Origin of the sequence: Microbacterium luteolum (genome assembly GCF_039533965.1) — a bacterium.
GTDB classification, from domain to species: Bacteria; Actinomycetota; Actinomycetes; order Actinomycetales; family Microbacteriaceae; genus Microbacterium; species Microbacterium luteolum.
Window position 1 is genome coordinate 119,836 of the sequence record NZ_BAAAUN010000002.1, and the last position, 15,564, is coordinate 135,399.

The 15,564-nt window shown below is 67.5% G+C and carries 13 protein-coding genes; 8 read left to right on the plus strand and 5 right to left on the minus strand.

Going from position 1 to position 15,564, the window contains the following annotated elements:
* Nucleotides 1-10: 10 nt before the first annotated feature.
* The 3 genes from mmsA to ABD648_RS19410 are packed head-to-tail and all read left to right on the plus strand — an operon-like array spanning nucleotide 11 to nucleotide 4,063.
* Entirely contained in the window at nucleotides 11-1,531 is a 1,521-nt protein-coding gene (mmsA, locus tag ABD648_RS19400) for a multiple monosaccharide ABC transporter ATP-binding protein (protein ID WP_282217455.1), read from the plus strand.
* The gene (gene mmsB / locus ABD648_RS19405; RefSeq protein WP_282216569.1) at nucleotides 1,528-2,883 is read left to right on the plus strand and encodes a multiple monosaccharide ABC transporter permease; all 1,356 of its coding nucleotides are present in this window, start codon (nucleotides 1,528-1,530) and stop codon (nucleotides 2,881-2,883) included. Before mmsA ends, mmsB begins: the two co-directional genes overlap by 4 nt.
* A gap of 58 nt (nucleotides 2,884-2,941) precedes the next feature.
* Nucleotides 2,942-4,063, plus strand: a complete 1,122-nt coding sequence (locus tag ABD648_RS19410; protein WP_282216570.1) for a substrate-binding domain-containing protein — start codon at nucleotides 2,942-2,944, stop codon at nucleotides 4,061-4,063.
* 128 nt (nucleotides 4,064-4,191) lie between these two features.
* Here ABD648_RS19410 and ABD648_RS19415 read toward each other — a convergent pair whose 3' ends face one another.
* Both ABD648_RS19415 and ABD648_RS19420 read right to left on the minus strand, forming a co-directional pair.
* A complete protein-coding gene (locus tag ABD648_RS19415; protein ID WP_282216571.1) occupies nucleotides 4,192-5,508 on the minus strand; it encodes an HNH endonuclease signature motif containing protein in 1,317 nt (438 codons plus the stop codon).
* A gap of 106 nt (nucleotides 5,509-5,614) precedes the next feature.
* Entirely contained in the window at nucleotides 5,615-6,484 is an 870-nt protein-coding gene (locus ABD648_RS19420; RefSeq protein ID WP_344709907.1) for a spermidine synthase, read from the minus strand.
* Nucleotides 6,485-6,598: 114 nt separating this feature from the next.
* Between ABD648_RS19420 and ABD648_RS19425 the strand changes: the two genes are divergently transcribed.
* Nucleotides 6,599-8,422 (plus strand): ABC-F family ATP-binding cassette domain-containing protein, encoded by a 1,824-nt coding sequence (locus ABD648_RS19425; RefSeq protein ID WP_282216573.1) that lies wholly within the window; start codon nucleotides 6,599-6,601, stop codon nucleotides 8,420-8,422.
* Here ABD648_RS19425 and ABD648_RS19430 read toward each other — a convergent pair.
* Entirely contained in the window at nucleotides 8,403-9,467 is a 1,065-nt protein-coding gene (locus ABD648_RS19430) for an endonuclease/exonuclease/phosphatase family protein (protein ID WP_282216574.1), read from the minus strand. The genes ABD648_RS19425 and ABD648_RS19430 overlap by 20 nt on opposite strands.
* Nucleotides 9,468-9,586: 119 nt before the next feature.
* On the opposite strand from ABD648_RS19430, the gene ABD648_RS19435 reads away from it, so the two are divergent.
* The 4 genes from ABD648_RS19435 (at nucleotide 9,587) to ABD648_RS19450 (ending at nucleotide 14,150) form a co-directional block, all read left to right on the plus strand.
* On the plus strand, nucleotides 9,587-11,338 hold the full coding sequence (locus ABD648_RS19435; RefSeq protein WP_282216575.1) for a Na+/H+ antiporter: 1,752 nt from the start codon (nucleotides 9,587-9,589) through the stop codon (nucleotides 11,336-11,338).
* Between the two features lie 102 nt (nucleotides 11,339-11,440).
* On the plus strand, nucleotides 11,441-12,352 hold the full coding sequence (locus ABD648_RS19440; RefSeq protein ID WP_282216576.1) for a MetQ/NlpA family ABC transporter substrate-binding protein: 912 nt from the start codon (nucleotides 11,441-11,443) through the stop codon (nucleotides 12,350-12,352).
* Between the two features lie 95 nt (nucleotides 12,353-12,447).
* Complete coding sequence (locus ABD648_RS19445; protein ID WP_282216577.1) at nucleotides 12,448-13,491, plus strand: methionine ABC transporter ATP-binding protein; 1,044 nt, start codon at nucleotides 12,448-12,450, stop codon at nucleotides 13,489-13,491.
* Nucleotides 13,491-14,150 (plus strand): methionine ABC transporter permease, encoded by a 660-nt coding sequence (locus ABD648_RS19450; RefSeq protein WP_116636444.1) that lies wholly within the window; start codon nucleotides 13,491-13,493, stop codon nucleotides 14,148-14,150. Before ABD648_RS19445 ends, ABD648_RS19450 begins: the two co-directional genes overlap by 1 nt.
* Here the strand turns inward: ABD648_RS19450 and ABD648_RS19455 are convergent.
* Nucleotides 14,137-15,060 (minus strand): pseudouridine synthase, encoded by a 924-nt coding sequence (locus ABD648_RS19455; protein ID WP_282216578.1) that lies wholly within the window; start codon nucleotides 15,058-15,060, stop codon nucleotides 14,137-14,139. The genes ABD648_RS19450 and ABD648_RS19455 overlap by 14 nt on opposite strands.
* Before the next feature lie 5 nt (nucleotides 15,061-15,065).
* Nucleotides 15,066-15,557, minus strand: a complete 492-nt coding sequence (locus tag ABD648_RS19460; protein WP_282216579.1) for a MarR family winged helix-turn-helix transcriptional regulator — start codon at nucleotides 15,555-15,557, stop codon at nucleotides 15,066-15,068.
* Nucleotides 15,558-15,564 lie beyond the last annotated feature (7 nt).

The window sequence follows — 15,564 nt, forward strand, 5'->3', positions numbered from 1 at the left end:
CATCCTCGAGATGCGCAGCATCACGAAGGAGTTCCCGGGGGTCAAGGCACTCGCCGACGTATCCATCACCGTTCGCGCCGCCGAGATCCACGCGATCTGCGGCGAGAACGGCGCCGGGAAGTCCACCCTCATGAAGGTGCTGTCGGGGGTCTACCCCTACGGCACATACGAGGGCGAGATCCTGCTCTACGGCGAGGAGCAGCGCTTCAAGGACATCGTCGCGAGCGAGCAGGCCGGCATCGCGATCATCCACCAGGAGCTCGCGCTGATCCCGGAGCTCTCGATCACCGAGAACATCTTCCTCGGCAACGAGATCAAGCGGTTCGGCCGCATCGACTGGCAGGCGCAGAAGCAGCGGGCCGTCGAACTGCTCGCCCGCGTCGGACTGCGTGAAGACCCCGATGTGCAGATCAAGACGCTCGGCGTCGGCAAGCAGCAGCTCATCGAGATCGCGAAGGCCCTGAACAAGGACGTCAAGCTCCTCATCCTCGACGAGCCCACCGCGGCGCTCAACGAGTCCGACTCGCAGCACCTGCTCGATCTGATCCTCGGCCTGAAGGCCAAGGGCATCGCGTCGATCATGATCAGCCACAAGCTCAACGAGATCGAGCAGATCGCCGACGAGATCACGATCATTCGCGACGGCCGCACGGTCGAGACGCTCGACATCTCCCGCGGCGAGATCAACGAGGACCGCATCATCCGCGGGATGGTCGGCCGGTCGCTGGAGAGTCGCTACCCCGACCGCACGCCCGACATCGGCGAGGTGTTCTTCGAGGTGAAGGACTGGTGGGTGCGGCATCCGACCGTCGCCGAGCGCATGGTCGTCAAGGGCTCGAACCTCAACGTCCGTCGCGGTGAGGTCGTCGGCATCGCCGGACTGATGGGCGCAGGGCGCACCGAGTTCGCCATGAGCATCTTCGGCCGCTCCTACGGCACGTTCCTCTCCGGAACCATGATCAAGGACGGGCAGGAGGTGGACCTGCCCGACGTCGCCACCGCGATCAAGCACGGTCTCGCCTACGTGAGCGAGGATCGCAAGTCGCTGGGGCTCAACCTCCTCGACACGATCAAGCGCTCGGTCGTCGCTGCCAAGCTCTCGAAGATCTCCCGCAACGGCGTCGTCGACGCGCGCCAGGAGTTCTCGATCGCCGACGACTACCGCAAGGCGCTGCGGATCAAGACGCCTTCGGTCGAGGAGGGGGTCGGAAAGCTCTCCGGCGGAAACCAGCAGAAGGTCGTGCTGGCGAAGTGGATGTTCACCGATCCCGACCTGCTGATCCTCGACGAACCCACCCGCGGCATCGACGTCGGGGCGAAGTACGAAATCTACGCGATCATCAATCAGCTCGCGGCGCAGGGCAAGGGCGTCATCGTCATCTCCAGCGAGCTGCCGGAGCTCCTGGGCATCTCCGACCGCATCTACACCGTCTTCGAAGGTCGGGTCACCGACTGCATCCCGGCCGATCAGGCGACACCCGAGGCCCTCATGCGCAGCATGACCTCCGCGAACCAGAAAGCATCCGCATGACCACCGAATCCACCCCCGCGAAGAGCGGATTCCACTTCAAGGACATCACGAAGATGTTCGGAGGCGGCGGAACGTCGACGCTGCGTCAGTTCGGCATCCTCGGCAGCCTGATCGTCATCATCCTGCTCTTCGAGGTCCTCACCCTGCTGCGCAACGGCCCGAACGGCGCGACGCTCACCTCGGGCAACCTGATCAACGTCATCAACCAGTACTCGTTCATCCTGATCCTCGCGATCGGGATGGTGATGGTCATCATCATGGGGCACATCGACCTGTCGGTCGGCTCCGTGGCAGCGTTCACCGGCATCATCGTCGCGAAGTCGATGTCGGAGTGGAACCTCCCTTGGCCGCTCGCGATCCTGCTCGGTCTCGGCGTGGGAGCCGCAGTCGGCGCGTGGCAGGGATTCTGGGTCGCCTACGTCGGTGTTCCCGCCTTCATCGTGACGCTGGCCGGCATGCTCTTCTTCCGCGGTGCGCAGCAGTGGATCGGCGACGCACAGACGATCCCGGTCCCGAAGGGCTTCCAGGTCATCGGCACGGGGTACCTGCCCGAGATCGGACTCCCGCTGCCGTTCAACATCCCGACCATGCTGCTCGCCCTCGTGGCCGTCGCGTGGCTCATCTTCTGGGAGATCCGCACCCGTCGCGTCCAGAAGAAGATGGGCTCCGACCGAGCGCCCCTGTGGGTGAGCGTGACCAAGGTCGTGCTGCTCTCCGTCGTCGTGCTGGCCGCCGCGTGGATGTTCGCCACCGGTCGCCCCGGGACGAGTTTCCCGGTGCCGGGCCTGATCCTGCTGGCCCTCGTCATCGTCTACACCTTCATCACGAGCAACACCGTGTTCGGCCGTCACATCTACGCGGTCGGCGGCAACCGGCAGGCAGCGCGCCTCTCGGGCGTGAAGGACCGCTGGGTCGACTTCTTCGTGATGATGAACATGTCGGTGCTCGCGGCTCTCGCCGGCATGATCTTCGTCGCCCGCTCGCAGGCCTCCGGCCCGAACGACGGCACCGGCTGGGAGCTCGACGCCATCGCCTCGGTCTTCATCGGTGGCGCGGCTGTCGCCGGCGGTATCGGCACCGTGATCGGGTCGATCATCGGTGGTCTCGTGATGGCCTTCCTCAACAACGGCCTCGCGCTGCTCGGTCAGGGTTCGGATGTCGTCTCGATGATCAAGGGCCTCGTGCTCCTGATCGCGGTCGGTATCGACGTCTGGAACAAGCAGCAGGGGCGCCCGTCGCTCATCGGGTTCATGACGCGCCGCTTCGGCCGCAAGGAGGACCCGGCTCTGCAGACCTTCGAGCCCAACAAGACCTATCAAGCCCCACCCGTCGACAAGACGAGCGGACAGTAGGGGTCGGATCGCGTTCGCACGCGTGAGACGACCTTCACACACCAGAGAAAGAGATCACATGAAGAAGATGCTTCTGACGGCGACAGCGATCGTCGCCGTGGGCGCTTTCGCCCTCACCGGATGCTCTGCGGAGCGCGGCGGAGACACCGGAGCCGATGGCGGCGACGAGGCGGCAGCGGGCTTCGCAGCAGACGCCACGATCGGTGTCGCACTCCCGGACAAGACCTCGGAGAACTGGGTCCTCGCCGGCAAGCTGTTCGAGGACGGCCTGGCTGAGGCCGGCTTCAAGGCCGACGTGCAGTACGCGCCGGCCAGCAACACCGTCGCCGAGCAGCAGAACCAGATCCAGGCGATGGTCACCAACGGCGCCAAGGTCATCATCATCGGTGCCAAGGACGGCAAGCAGCTGGCCACCCAGGTGCAGGCTGCCAAGGACGCTGGCGCCACGGTGATCGCCTACGACCGACTGATCGAGAACACCGAGGCCGTCGACTACTACGCCGCCTTCGACAACTTCAAGGTCGGCAACCTGCAGGGTCAGGCCCTGCTCGACGGTCTGGCCGAGCGTGCGGGCCACGAGGCTCCGTACAACATCGAGCTGTTCTCCGGCTCGCCGGACGACGCGAACTCCGCGGTCTTCTTCGACGGCGCCATGGAGGTCCTGCAGCCGAAGATCGACGACGGCACGCTCAAGGTCGTCTCGGGTCAGACCGAGATCGCCCAGACGGCGACCGAGGGTTGGCTTCCGGAGAACGCGCAGAACCGTATGGACACCCTGCTGACCTCGTCGTACAGCGGCGACACCGTCATCGACGGCGTCCTCTCGCCGAACGACACGCTTGCCCGCGCCATCATCACCTCGGTGCAGCAGGCCGGAAAGCCCGTCCCGGTCGTCACGGGTCAGGACTCCGAGGTCGAGTCGGTGAAGTCGATCATGGAGGGCATCCAGTACTCCACGATCAACAAGGACACCACGCTCCTCGTCGAGCAGGCCATCAAGATGGTCCAGCAGCTGCAGAAGGGCGAGGAGGTCGACGTCAACGACACCGAGTCCTACGACAACGGCGCCAAGGTCGTCCCGGCGTACCTGCTCGACCCGGTCATCGTCACGAAGGAGAACGCGGCCGAGGCATACGCCAACGTCCCGAGCCTCCTCGAGATCGTGAAGTCGTACCAGTAAGACACCCGTCCTCTTCGAGGACATCACACGAGCCGTCCGGCCGAGCCTCCTCGCGAGGATCGGTCCGGGCGGCTCGTTCGTGTGCGGGCCTCGGCAGTCGGGTAGTTCGACCCGCTAGATCTTCAACGTCAGAACGGAGCTGCAACCGTTCCGGCTTCTGCAAAAGTGACGGTGTTCTGCGCGGGAGGCTCGTCGACGTGGATGCGGCCTGTCGGGCTGGTCCATTCGAGAACTCCGCCCGGTCCCTGTCGGACGTGCCATGGCGAATGGTGCTTCAGCATGTGATGCCGTCGGCAGAACGCCGCGAGGTTCTCGTGGGAGGTGGCCCCTCCTGCGGCTGCGGCGACGTTGTGATCGACGTCGCATTTTCGTGCCGCCAGACCGCAGGTCGGAAAACGACATCGTTGGTCTCGCGCCCGGAGATGTCGTCGGAGTTGTTCGCTGGGACGATAGCGGTCGACGGAAAGCATCGCGCCGCTGGTCGGATGCGTGAAGACGCGATCCCAACCCCCTGCGGTCGCGGCGAAGAAGCGGACGGTCCACGAATCGAGCGGCATCGTGCCGTCCAGCTCGGCCGGAGGGGAGCACCGGCCCGCCGAGGAGGTCGTCTCGCCGTTCATCAGAGACGATGCGGGTACGGTGACCTCGACCCTGGCGTGAATCGCTTCGAGCAGCCCGTCTTCGGTGTCGTGCGCGGTTGGGGCGCCGGTGAGGACGAGGTCGGCGAGCAGATCGGCACGCAACTGATCGATCGTGCGTTCGTCTCGGACGCTGTCCGTCCCCTTCGCCGCTTTGACGTTCTCCTCCTTGAGGGCGTGCGCCATCTGCGAGAGCCGGTCGAACATGCCGTGCACCACGGCTGCGGAGCCGTGCATGCCGAGTTCGGCCATGCCGTCGTCGCCATCCTTGATCCACACCCGCCGCTTCTCGCGGGCCTCGCGATGCCGCTCCGTCACGGTGCGCTTCTGGTACTTCTCCGCGATCCGTCGGGCGATACGTCGCAGACGATTCGGCGACTCGACGGCCGCGGCCTCGATGACCTCCGCGGCGTAGTCCACGCGATCCGCCTCGTCGTCGAGATGCGCCCCGGCGTCGACGATGACCCGCGAGTGCGCCGCGCTGATCCGCCCTTCACCCTGTGCGTGCCAGACCGACGGGAAGCGGTCGACCAGCCACGACGCGTCGGACATCCGCCGCTCGACGGTCCGGTCGCTCACGCGCTGCACGGCACCGATCTCGGCGGCGACGGAACGGATCGTCATGTCCGCGCCATCGGGGTGGTGCGCCTGCTGCGCGATGTCGACGGCGAGCCGCCCGGCGAGAGCCAGCAACCCGTCGCGCGCGGCTTGCATGCTGCTCAACGTCGCCTCAGCGGCGGCCAACGACGCGACCAGATCGGCGAGCGCCGCCATCTGGGAATCCGTCGCATCGACCATCGCTTCCATGGCTTCAGTACACCAGGAACCACCGACATTCGAAAATATGTTCTAACCCGGCGGCCGAGCGGCCGAGCATGGTTCAGTCCGGCGCCGTCTGACGCGCCGCGCCGCGCTAATCCCAGATGGGGTCGTCGGGGTCGGGGGAGTCCGTGCCGTCGGCGTCGGTCATGATGCGCGCCTCAGCGATCCATGACGTCAGCCGACTGTCGTGGAGCATGTGCGGTCGCGGCGTGCCGAGAAGATCGGGGGTGGTCACGATGTCCAGCGGCTCATCGCTCGCGAAGACGACGACGTTGCTGAGCGGTCCTTCATCGTCGGTCGGTTCCGCCTCGAGAACGACGGCGACGTGCTCGAACACCGTGCTCAGGGTGGCCGCCTGTCGCCGTGAATACTCGAACGGATGCCCATCGAGCAGGTTGACCGCCACGACACCGTCGGCTGCGGAGCGCGCCGCGACCCGGCGGTAGAACTCCTGGCTGGCCACACGGTGTCTGATGACGGCGGCATCCCAGAGATCGACGACGGTGAAGCGCGCATTGACCCATTCGGTGTCGTCGGCGGTGGCGCCCGTCGCTGCGGCGCCGAGCGCGGAGGAAGGGGATGACGGAACCGACGATCGCCCCTCGCCGGAAAACTCCGCGTCTGCGACAACTCGCGCATCGCCGAAGATGACTCGCAGGTCGGCGCCGGCGGGAAGAGGCAGTGCGGCGATCACCGCTTCATAGAGAGTGGGCTCGAACTCGACCACGAGTTGAGGCGACCCGGCACGGGTGGCCTGCACGTAGCGTGCCAGCGTGAGTGCTCCGGCCCCCAGGTGCACGGTGAACAACGGCTCACCGGGCTCGGCCGCGGCATCGATCGCTCTGGCGATGTGCCGGATGTAGGCGTAATCGAGGGAGGTGGGGTCGGTCATCGAGACGACGGACTGCGGAATCCCATCGACGCTGAGCTCGTAGCGACCGGGACGCTTCCTGGATTGCACCAGCTTCGCCTTGCGATTGTCGAGCGAGAGCGAGAACACCCGGTGTTTCCTTGGCACCCGTCGATCTTAGATCGGGCGAGACCGGTCGGAGACCGCGAGTACCCTTGAGAGGACATGGCACATCTTCTCGGGGCCGAAGGCCTCCACCTCGAATATCCGACCAGGGTCGTCTTCGACTCCGTGACCCTCGGCATCGAGGAGGGCGACCGCATCGGCATCGTCGGCCGCAACGGTGACGGCAAGTCCAGCCTCCTCGGCATGCTGGCAGGGACCAAGGAGCCGAGCGCGGGGCGCGTCACCGTGCGCGGCGGCATCCGCATCGGCGTCCTCGATCAGGCCGACACGCTCGCCGACGACGTCACGATCAGTCAGGCCGTGGTCGGCGACATGCCGGAGTACGAATGGGCCGGCGACGCCCGCGTGCGCGACGTGATCGAAGGACTCCTGAAGGATCTGCCCTGGGATGCCGAGATCGGCTCGCTCAGCGGTGGCCAGCGCCGCCGTGTCTCGCTCGCGAAGCTGCTCGCGGGGGACTGGGACGTCGTCGCCCTCGACGAGCCCACCAACCACCTCGACGTGGAGGCGATCACCTGGCTCGCCGGACACCTCAAGCGGCGGTGGAACGCGAACTCCGGTGCCCTCCTGGTCGTCACTCACGATCGCTGGTTCCTCGACGAGATCTGCACCGAGACGTGGGAGGTGCACGACCGCATCGTCGAGCCGTTCGAGGGCGGCTACGCCGCGTACATCCTGCAGCGCGTCGAGCGGGACCGGATGAACGCCACGATCGAGGCGAAGCGCCAGAACCTCGCACGCAAGGAGCTCGCGTGGCTGCGCCGCGGTGCGCCCGCGCGCACCGCCAAGCCCAAGTTCCGCATCGACGCGGCCAACGAGCTCATCGCCGATGTGCCCGAGATCCGCGACAAGGTCTCCCTGCAGTCGCTCGCGGTCTCGCGGCTCGGCAAGGACGTCGTGGACCTGCTCGACGTCGGGGTGACCTACCCCAGCCCTTCGACAAGCTCAGGGACCCAGGACAGAGTGGTCCTGCGCGATGTGGAGTGGCGCATCGCGCCGGGGGAGCGCACCGGCATCCTCGGCGTCAACGGCGCCGGCAAGTCCACTCTCCTCGGCCTGATCGCCGGCACCGTCGAGCCGACCGTCGGCCGGGTCAAGCGCGGCAAGACCGTGGTCGTGAAGACGCTCACGCAGCGCCTCGACGAGCTCGAGGACGTGCGGCACGAGCCCGTGCGGATCGTGATCTCCCGGCTGCGCACCTCGTACACGCTCGGGGCCGGCTCCAAGGCGCAGGACCTGACGCCCGGTCAGCTGCTCGAGCGGCTCGGCTTCGACTCCGCGCAGCTCTCGACGCCGGTCAAGGATCTCTCGGGAGGCCAGCAGCGCCGGCTGCAGCTGCTCCTGGTGCTGCTCGACCAGCCCAACGTGCTGATCCTCGACGAGCCCACGAACGACCTCGACACCGACATGCTCGCCGCGATCGAGGACCTGCTCGACTCCTGGTCGGGGACGCTCCTCGTGGTCAGCCACGACCGCTACTTCCTGGAGCGCGTCACCGACCAGCAGTACGCGATCCTCGACGGACACCTCCGCCATCTCCCGGGTGGCGTCGACGAGTACCTGCGACTTCGTCAGCTGCAGGACGCGGCGCCGAGCAAGTCGCAGACGGCGACGAACACCGCGAAGAAGGCATCCGCCTTGGACGGCGCAGCCCTCCGCACGGCACAGAAGGAGATCTCCTCCCTCGAGCGCCGGATCGAGAAGCTCACGCAGCAGATCAACAAGGCGAAGAACGCGCTGGCCGAGCACGACCAGTCCGACTACGCCGGCATCGCCGACGCGATGAAGGCGATCGGTGACACGCAGGCCGAGATCGAGGAGCTCGAGCTGCGCTGGTTCGAGCTCACCGAGCAGCTGGACTGACCACGGCGACGATCGGGCGGTGATCGCTGCCTGCGCCGTCGGAGGATGTGATCACCGAGGCCGCTCGCACCTCCCAGGCTGAGCCGACCAGGACGTGGTCGATCGGTGAGGCGAGCCAGACGGGTGCGGAAGCCGGCCAGGTGCCGCTCGCCGCGCCCCCTGACTGGAGCGCCGCGTCCCGGCATCCGTCGAGCCTCGCACCGAAGTGGTCGATCGTGGCGTTCAGGTCGCCCGCGACGATGACGTCCGGCTCCGTGCAGTGATCGGTGACCCAGTCCAGACCGGCGCTCCACTGCCCGAACATGCCGGGGAGCGGAGGCAGCGGGTGAGCCGCCACGATGCGCGGGCCGGTTCCGTCCACCGGCTCCCACACGCCGCTCGGCAGGTCGGGAGTGGAGCCGGCGTCGGCATCGTGCCGGTAGTCGCCGAGCTCCGCGGAGATGAGCACGGAGGTGGGGATGGCGGAGTCGCCGTCGGCGCCGCGGGTCGTGTCGGCCGTCATGGTCTTGCCCTCGAGGGCGACGAGCCGGGCGACCTCGGTCACCGCCGCTTCGTCGGTCTCCGGCAGGCTCACGATGTCGGCATCCGTCTCGATCACGAGCTGCGCGATCGACTGCGGTGATGCCGCGCCGCCCAGCGTGTTCCACGCGAGGACCGTGAGATCGCCCTCGCCCTCGCCCTCGCCCTCGCTCACGACACCGGCCTCGAGCACGGCGCCGCCCCGCGCGAGCAGCACCGCCGCGTTCGTCCCCGCGGCCGCGACGAGCACGACAGCCATCGCCGCGGCTATCGACCAGCGTCGGCGGGCAAGGGCGATGAGGGTGCAGAGCGCCGCACCGACCAGCAGCGCGATCGCCAGCACGGGGCGGAACGCGATGAGCTGCGCGACGACGGGGAGGCGCTCGGCCCTCACCGCCTGCGGCCACGAGAGCAGCAGGGCGACCGGCGCCGCGACGACGACAGTGAGCGCAAGACCGAGCCCCACGCCCCGTCGACCGCGCCCTGCGTCGGGGAGATCCGTATCGCGCACACGCCTCGTCGTCATCCGGAGCTCCCTCTGTGTCACCGCTTCCGCCGCCCAGTCTCGCCGACGAAGGTCGAGAGAACCTGACCGTCCGGATGCGATGAGGAATATCCTTCTCCCACAGCTGTTGGGAGGTAGTGATGGAAGGCCTCGAAGTAACCGTCCTGCTCGGACTCACGATTCTTGTCGGAACCCTGATCGCGCCGCGTGTGCGCCTAGCTCTACCCCTCGTCCTCGTCATCTTCGGGTTGCTGCTCGGCTTCGTGCCGCAGCTGCGCGAGGTGCAGCTGCCGCCGGAGACGGTGCTCCTGCTGTTCCTCCCCGTGATCCTGTTCTGGGAGAGCCTGACGACCTCGCTGCGCTCGATCCGGCGCGACTTCCGGTACATCCTGCCGATGAGCACCGTTCTCGTCGTGGCATCCGCCTTCGCCGTCGCCGGTATCGCGGTGCTGTTCGGGATGCCGTGGGAGATCGCGCTGATCCTCGGCGCAGCTGTCGCGCCGCCGGATGCCACGGCCGTAGCCGCCCTGGGGCGACTGCTGCCGCGACGGGCCTTCATGAAGCTGAAGGCGGAGAGCCTCACCAACGACGGCACGGCTCTCGTGCTGTACGCGATCGCGGTGTCGGTCGCGCTGGGCGGACAGATCACGCCCCTCTCGGTCACCTGGGATGTGCTCGTGTCCTACGTGGGCGGAGTAGCAGCCGGAACCGCCGTCGCCGCGCTCGGCTACCTGCTCCTGAGTCGTTCCTCCTCGACCATCGTCATCAACGTCGCGCTGCTGCTCATCCCGTTCTCGGCGTTCCTCGTCGCCGAGCTCGTGCATGCATCGGGTGTGCTCGCCGTGGTGGTGGCGGGGCTCATCGTGGCCTACATCTCACCGCGCGTCACGACGGCATCCTCGCGGAGACAGGCGGATGCCGCGTGGCCGTTCGGAGTCTTCCTCCTCAACGGCGCGCTCTTCGTGCTCATCGGTCTCGAGGTGCAGTACGTGGTCCACGAGATCTCGGCCGCGGCCATCGGGCGGCTCGTGCTCATCACGCTCGCCGTCTGGGCCACCCTGCTCGTCGTGAGGTACGTGTTCCAGCTCCTCAATGTCCTCTTCCAGGGGCGTCCGACGTCACCGCTGCCCCGCGGTGTCCGGTCGCGTGCTCGAGCCGTCTCGACGGTCGCGGGTATGCGGGGTGCAGTGTCGCTCGCGATCGCCCTCTCGGTGCCGGCGTCCATCAGCGAGGGTGGCGGCGTGTCCGGCCGCGACGAGATCGTCTTCGTCACAGCGGGTGTCATCATGCTCAGCCTTCTCGTGCAGGCCCCGTTGCTCCCGATGATCGTGCGCTGGGCGAAGTTCCCGGTCGACCATGCCGAGGACGAGGAGTACGAGCTCGCGGAGCGGGCGATCTCCGGAGCCGCGCTCGCCGCTCTCGACGACCTCGCAGCCGAGCATGGTGTGGGGCAGGAGGTCCGCGACCGGGTGCGAGCCGAGGGCTACCAGATGCTTGAGTTCGAGAACGCGCGCTCTCTCGCCCGTGAGCAGGCGCTCGTGGATGCCGAGGCGGAGGCGCTCGACGACATGCTCGACGAGCCGGATCCGCTCGGCATCGGCGGGGTGGATACCGGCGATGCAACGCCGCTCGGCGTCGGGGCGACGGATACCACCGACGGCACGGTCCTGCAGATGATCGCCACGTCCGCCGACGTCGACCTCGCCCAGCGCTCGCCGCTGATCCGCCACGAGGAGCACACGCGGCTCAAGCTCGCCCTTCTCGACCGCAAGCGCGAGGTGCTGCTGGGGCTCCGCGGGGCCGGCACCGTCGACGACATGGTCGTGCGGCGGATCTCGGCACGCCTCGACCTCGAACAGGTGCGTCTGCAGGGCATCGAAGAGTTCGACTGAGGCGCATCCGCTCACGCTGTGACGTCGTGTGACGGTCGATTCCGCGTGCGCCCGCGACCCTGCCTAACGTATTCGAGTCCCCCAAGAGAGGAACTCCTTCCCATGTCACGTCGCACCACGTCCGTCATCGCCGCGCTCGCCGCGGTCCCGCTCTTCGTCGCACTCGCCGGCTGCGCCACCGCGTCGTCCGACGCCGGCTCCGACGACGGTGGATCCACCGAGAACGAGGTGGTCAAGGTCGGCATCGTCGGCAAGGGCGACGCGCAGTGGGAGCCCTTCGTCGAGGCCGCCGCTGAAGAGGGCATCACCGTCGAGCTCGTCGACTTCGGCAGCTACGAGCAGCCGAACCCGGCGCTCACCGAGGGCGAGGTCGACCTCAACCAGTTCCAGCACATCGTGTACCTGGCGGAGTACAACGAGGCATCGGGCTCAGATCTCACCCCGATCGGCTCGACCGCGATCTACCCGCTGGGCCTCTACTCCACGAAGTACGACGACGTGAAGGACATCCAGAAGGGCGAGACCGTCGCCGTTCCGGATGACGCGTCGAACCAGGCCCGCTCGCTCAACGTGCTGCAGCAGGCCGGTCTCGTCGAGCTGAAGAGCGGCGGCACGCCGTACTCCGACCTCGCCGACGTCGACACCGAGAAGTCCAAGGTGCAGGTCAAGGCCCTCGAAGCCGCACTCACCCCGACCTCGCTCCCGGACGTCGCCGCGGCGATCATCAACAACGACTTCGTGAAGGATGCCGGTCTGACGTTCGAGGACGCGCTGGCCACCGACGACATCGAGGACCCGAACGCGCTGCCATACGTGAACGTCTTCGCCGCGCGCGCAGAGGACGCCGACAACGAGACGTACCTCAAGCTCGTCGAGATCTTCCAGACCGACGAGGCTGTGCAGAAGGGCCTCGCGGAGTCGTCGGGCGGCACGGCCCTGTCGCTGCAGACGCCGGTCAAGGACCTCGTGGACTCGCTGAAGAAGGTCCAGAAGGAAGCTGCGGAGAACAAGTGAGCGCGGGCGGGAGCGATCCCGCCTGATGCGAGAATCGGGTGACGCCGTGTGCGTCGCCCGATTCTCATTTCCCGAGAACCAGACCGGAGAAGCACATGCCGATCGTGAGCCTGACGAACGTATCGAAGGCCTACCCTTCGCGGAACCCCGGAGACGGCGAGATCATCGCGGTCGATGACGTGACCCTCGAGATCGAGAAGGGCGACGTGTTCGGCATCATCGGATACTCCGGTGCCGGCAAGTCGACGCTCGTGCGCCTGATCAATGCGCTGGAGCCGGCCACCGCCGGCAGCATCCTCGTCGACGGGGTCGACATCACCTCGCTCAAGGAGAGCGAGCTCCGGCGCATCCGCGGCGGCATCGGCATGATCTTCCAGCAGTTCAACCTCTTCTCCTCGCGCAGCGTCAAGGCGAACATCGCCTACCCGCTCACGCTCGCCGGGTGGAAGAAGGCCGACATCGAGGCCAGGGTCACCGAGCTGCTGTCGTTCGTCGGGCTGTCCGACAAGGCGAAGGCCTACCCCGAGCAGCTCTCCGGTGGCCAGAAGCAGCGCGTCGGCATCGCCCGCGCGCTCGCGACGGGGCCTGCGATCCTCCTCGCCGACGAGGCGACCAGCGCACTCGACCCGCAGACCACTCACGAGGTGCTCGACCTGCTCAAGCGCGTGAACAAGGAGCAGGGCGTGACGATCGTCGTCATCACCCACGAGATGGACGTCATCCAGACCATCGCCACGAAGGTCGCCGTGATGGAGCGCGGCCGGGTCATCGAGCAGGGCGACGTGTTCGACGTGTTCTCGGCCCCGCAGAACCCGGCATCGCAGCGCTTCGTCGGCACCGTCGTCAAGGGCATCCCGTCGCCCGCGGAGCTGGCCGTGCTGCGCGAGCGTCATCAGGGACGCATCGTCACCTTCTCGTTCCGCGACGGGGACTCGTCGCAGGCGCAGGTGTTCCTGGACCTCGCGAACGCGGGCCTCGACTTCGAGCTCGTCTTCGGCGGCATCAACGACATCCGCGGGCGGGCCTTCGGACATCTCACGCTCGCGATCCGGGGGGACGGCGCGGCGATCGACCGCGCGCTGGCCGGGATCGGCGAACGCGTCGAAGTCACCGAGATCGCCGGAGAGGAGGCACGCTGATGGATCGTCTGATCGAACTCGGGCCGGAGTTCTGGCAAGCGGCCCTCGAGACCCTCTACATGACCTCGTTCGCGCTCGTCCTCGGCGGTGTGCTGGGCCTCGTCATCGGCATCATCCTCTACGTGACGCGACCGGGAGGGCTCGTGCAGAACGCGTTCGTCTCGACGATCGCGAACCTCGCCGTCAACTTCTTCCGTCCTATTCCGTTCGTGATCTTCATGGCCGTGGCGCAGCCGTTCGCCCGCGCGGTCGTCGGCGTCGGCATCGGCACCACGGCCGGCGCCTTCATCATCGGCCTCGCCGCGGCCTTCGCGATCGGCCGCATCGTCGAGCAGCACCTGGTCTCGGTCTCGCCCGGTGTGATCGAGGCTGCACGATCGATGGGCGCCGGGCCCTGGCGCATCCTCTTCACGGTCGCGATCCCCGAGTCGCTCGGGCCGCTCATCCTCGGCTACACGTTCATCGTCGTGGCACTCATCGACATGACCGCGATGGCCGGCCTCATCGGCGGCGGCGGTCTCGGCGCGTTCGCGCAGATCTACGGCTTCCGGCAGTTCGAGCCGGTCGTGATGTGGGCCGCGATCGTGCTGATCGTCGTGTTCGTGCACTTCGTGCAGCTGCTCGGCACGAAGCTCGCGCGCAAGATCATGCGCCGCTGACGGGTGCCTCTGCCAGCACCCGCCGGGTGGTGAACACGCGATCCTCGCCGCTCAGCGGATCGACGAATCGCAGTTCGCGCGCGAGCAGCTGGAGCGGTCGCGCGTAGTCGTCCGGCCCATCATCGAGCAGCTCCGGGTAGAACCGGTCGTTCAGGATGCCGAGGCCGACGGCGGCGAGATGCACGCGCAGCTGGTGCATCTTGCCGCTGTGAGGTCGCAGCAGGGTGTGCACGACCCGTTCATCGGCGTCGATCACCTCGATCAGGGTCTCGGCGTTCGGTTCGCGCTCGTCGTCGACCTCGACGCGCACCTGGGCGCGCAGCTTCTCGATGTGATTGCGGTAGACGAGCGGGAAGCGGGTCTGGTCCCACTCCGCCGGCCGAGCGGACACGGCCTCGTACACCTTCTGCACCTGCCGCTTCTCGAACAGCAGCTGGTAGGCGCCGCGCGTCGCCGGGCGCGCCGCGAACATCAGCAGTCCGGCCGTCGCGCGGTCCAGGCGGTGGATCGGCGCGAGGTCGGGATTCCCGAGACGGTTGCGCAGCCGCACCAGGGCGGAGTTCTGCAGGAACTTCCCGCCCGGAGTCGTCGGCAGGAAGTGCGGCTTGTCGACCACCACGAGGTGATCGTCCTGGTGCAGGATCTCCTCGGTGAACGGGATCGCCTGCTCCGTCGGCGGCTCGCGGTAGTACCAGACGAACTCCACGGAGCCGAGTGGGGCGTCGCGCGCCACCGCCGACCCGTCGCTCGCCACGATGTCGCCCTTGTCGAACCGATGCAGCAGCAGTTCGGGATCGAGATGGAAGAAGCGCTCCACCATGTACGCCGAGACCGTCGGCCACGGTCCGCGCAGCGGCACGTGGAGCCGCGTCGCGCCCACGCCGTCGCGCATGGGGAGGGGAGAGGGCATGCCCATCAGTCGAAGCTGAGGCTGAGCTTGCGCAGCAACGCAGCCAGGCGATCGCGGTCGCCCCGCGAGAGGGCGCGGAGCAGCTCGGCCTCGACGTCGACGAGGCGCGTGATCGCGGCATCCACCCGCGTGCGGCCGTCTTCGGTGAGAGTGACGAGCACGCTGCGCCCATCGCCGGGATCGGCTTCGCGGTGCACCAGGCGACGTGCGACGAGACGGTCGATGCGGTTCGTCATGGTGCCGCTCGACACCAGTGTCTGCTGGAGCAGCTGCTTGGGGGAGAGCTGGAACGGCGTTCCCGCTCGCCGCAGCGCGGAGAGCACGTCCCACTCCCACGGCTCCAGGTCGCTGCGACGGAAGACGTCGCGGCGGGCGCGGTCCAGGTGCCGGGAGAGACGGTCCATCCGGGACAGCACCTCGAGCGGGGAGAAGTCGAGGTCGGGTCGCTGCGTGTTCCACGCACCGACGATCCGATCGACCTCATCCTCTTCGCTCATCCGCTCA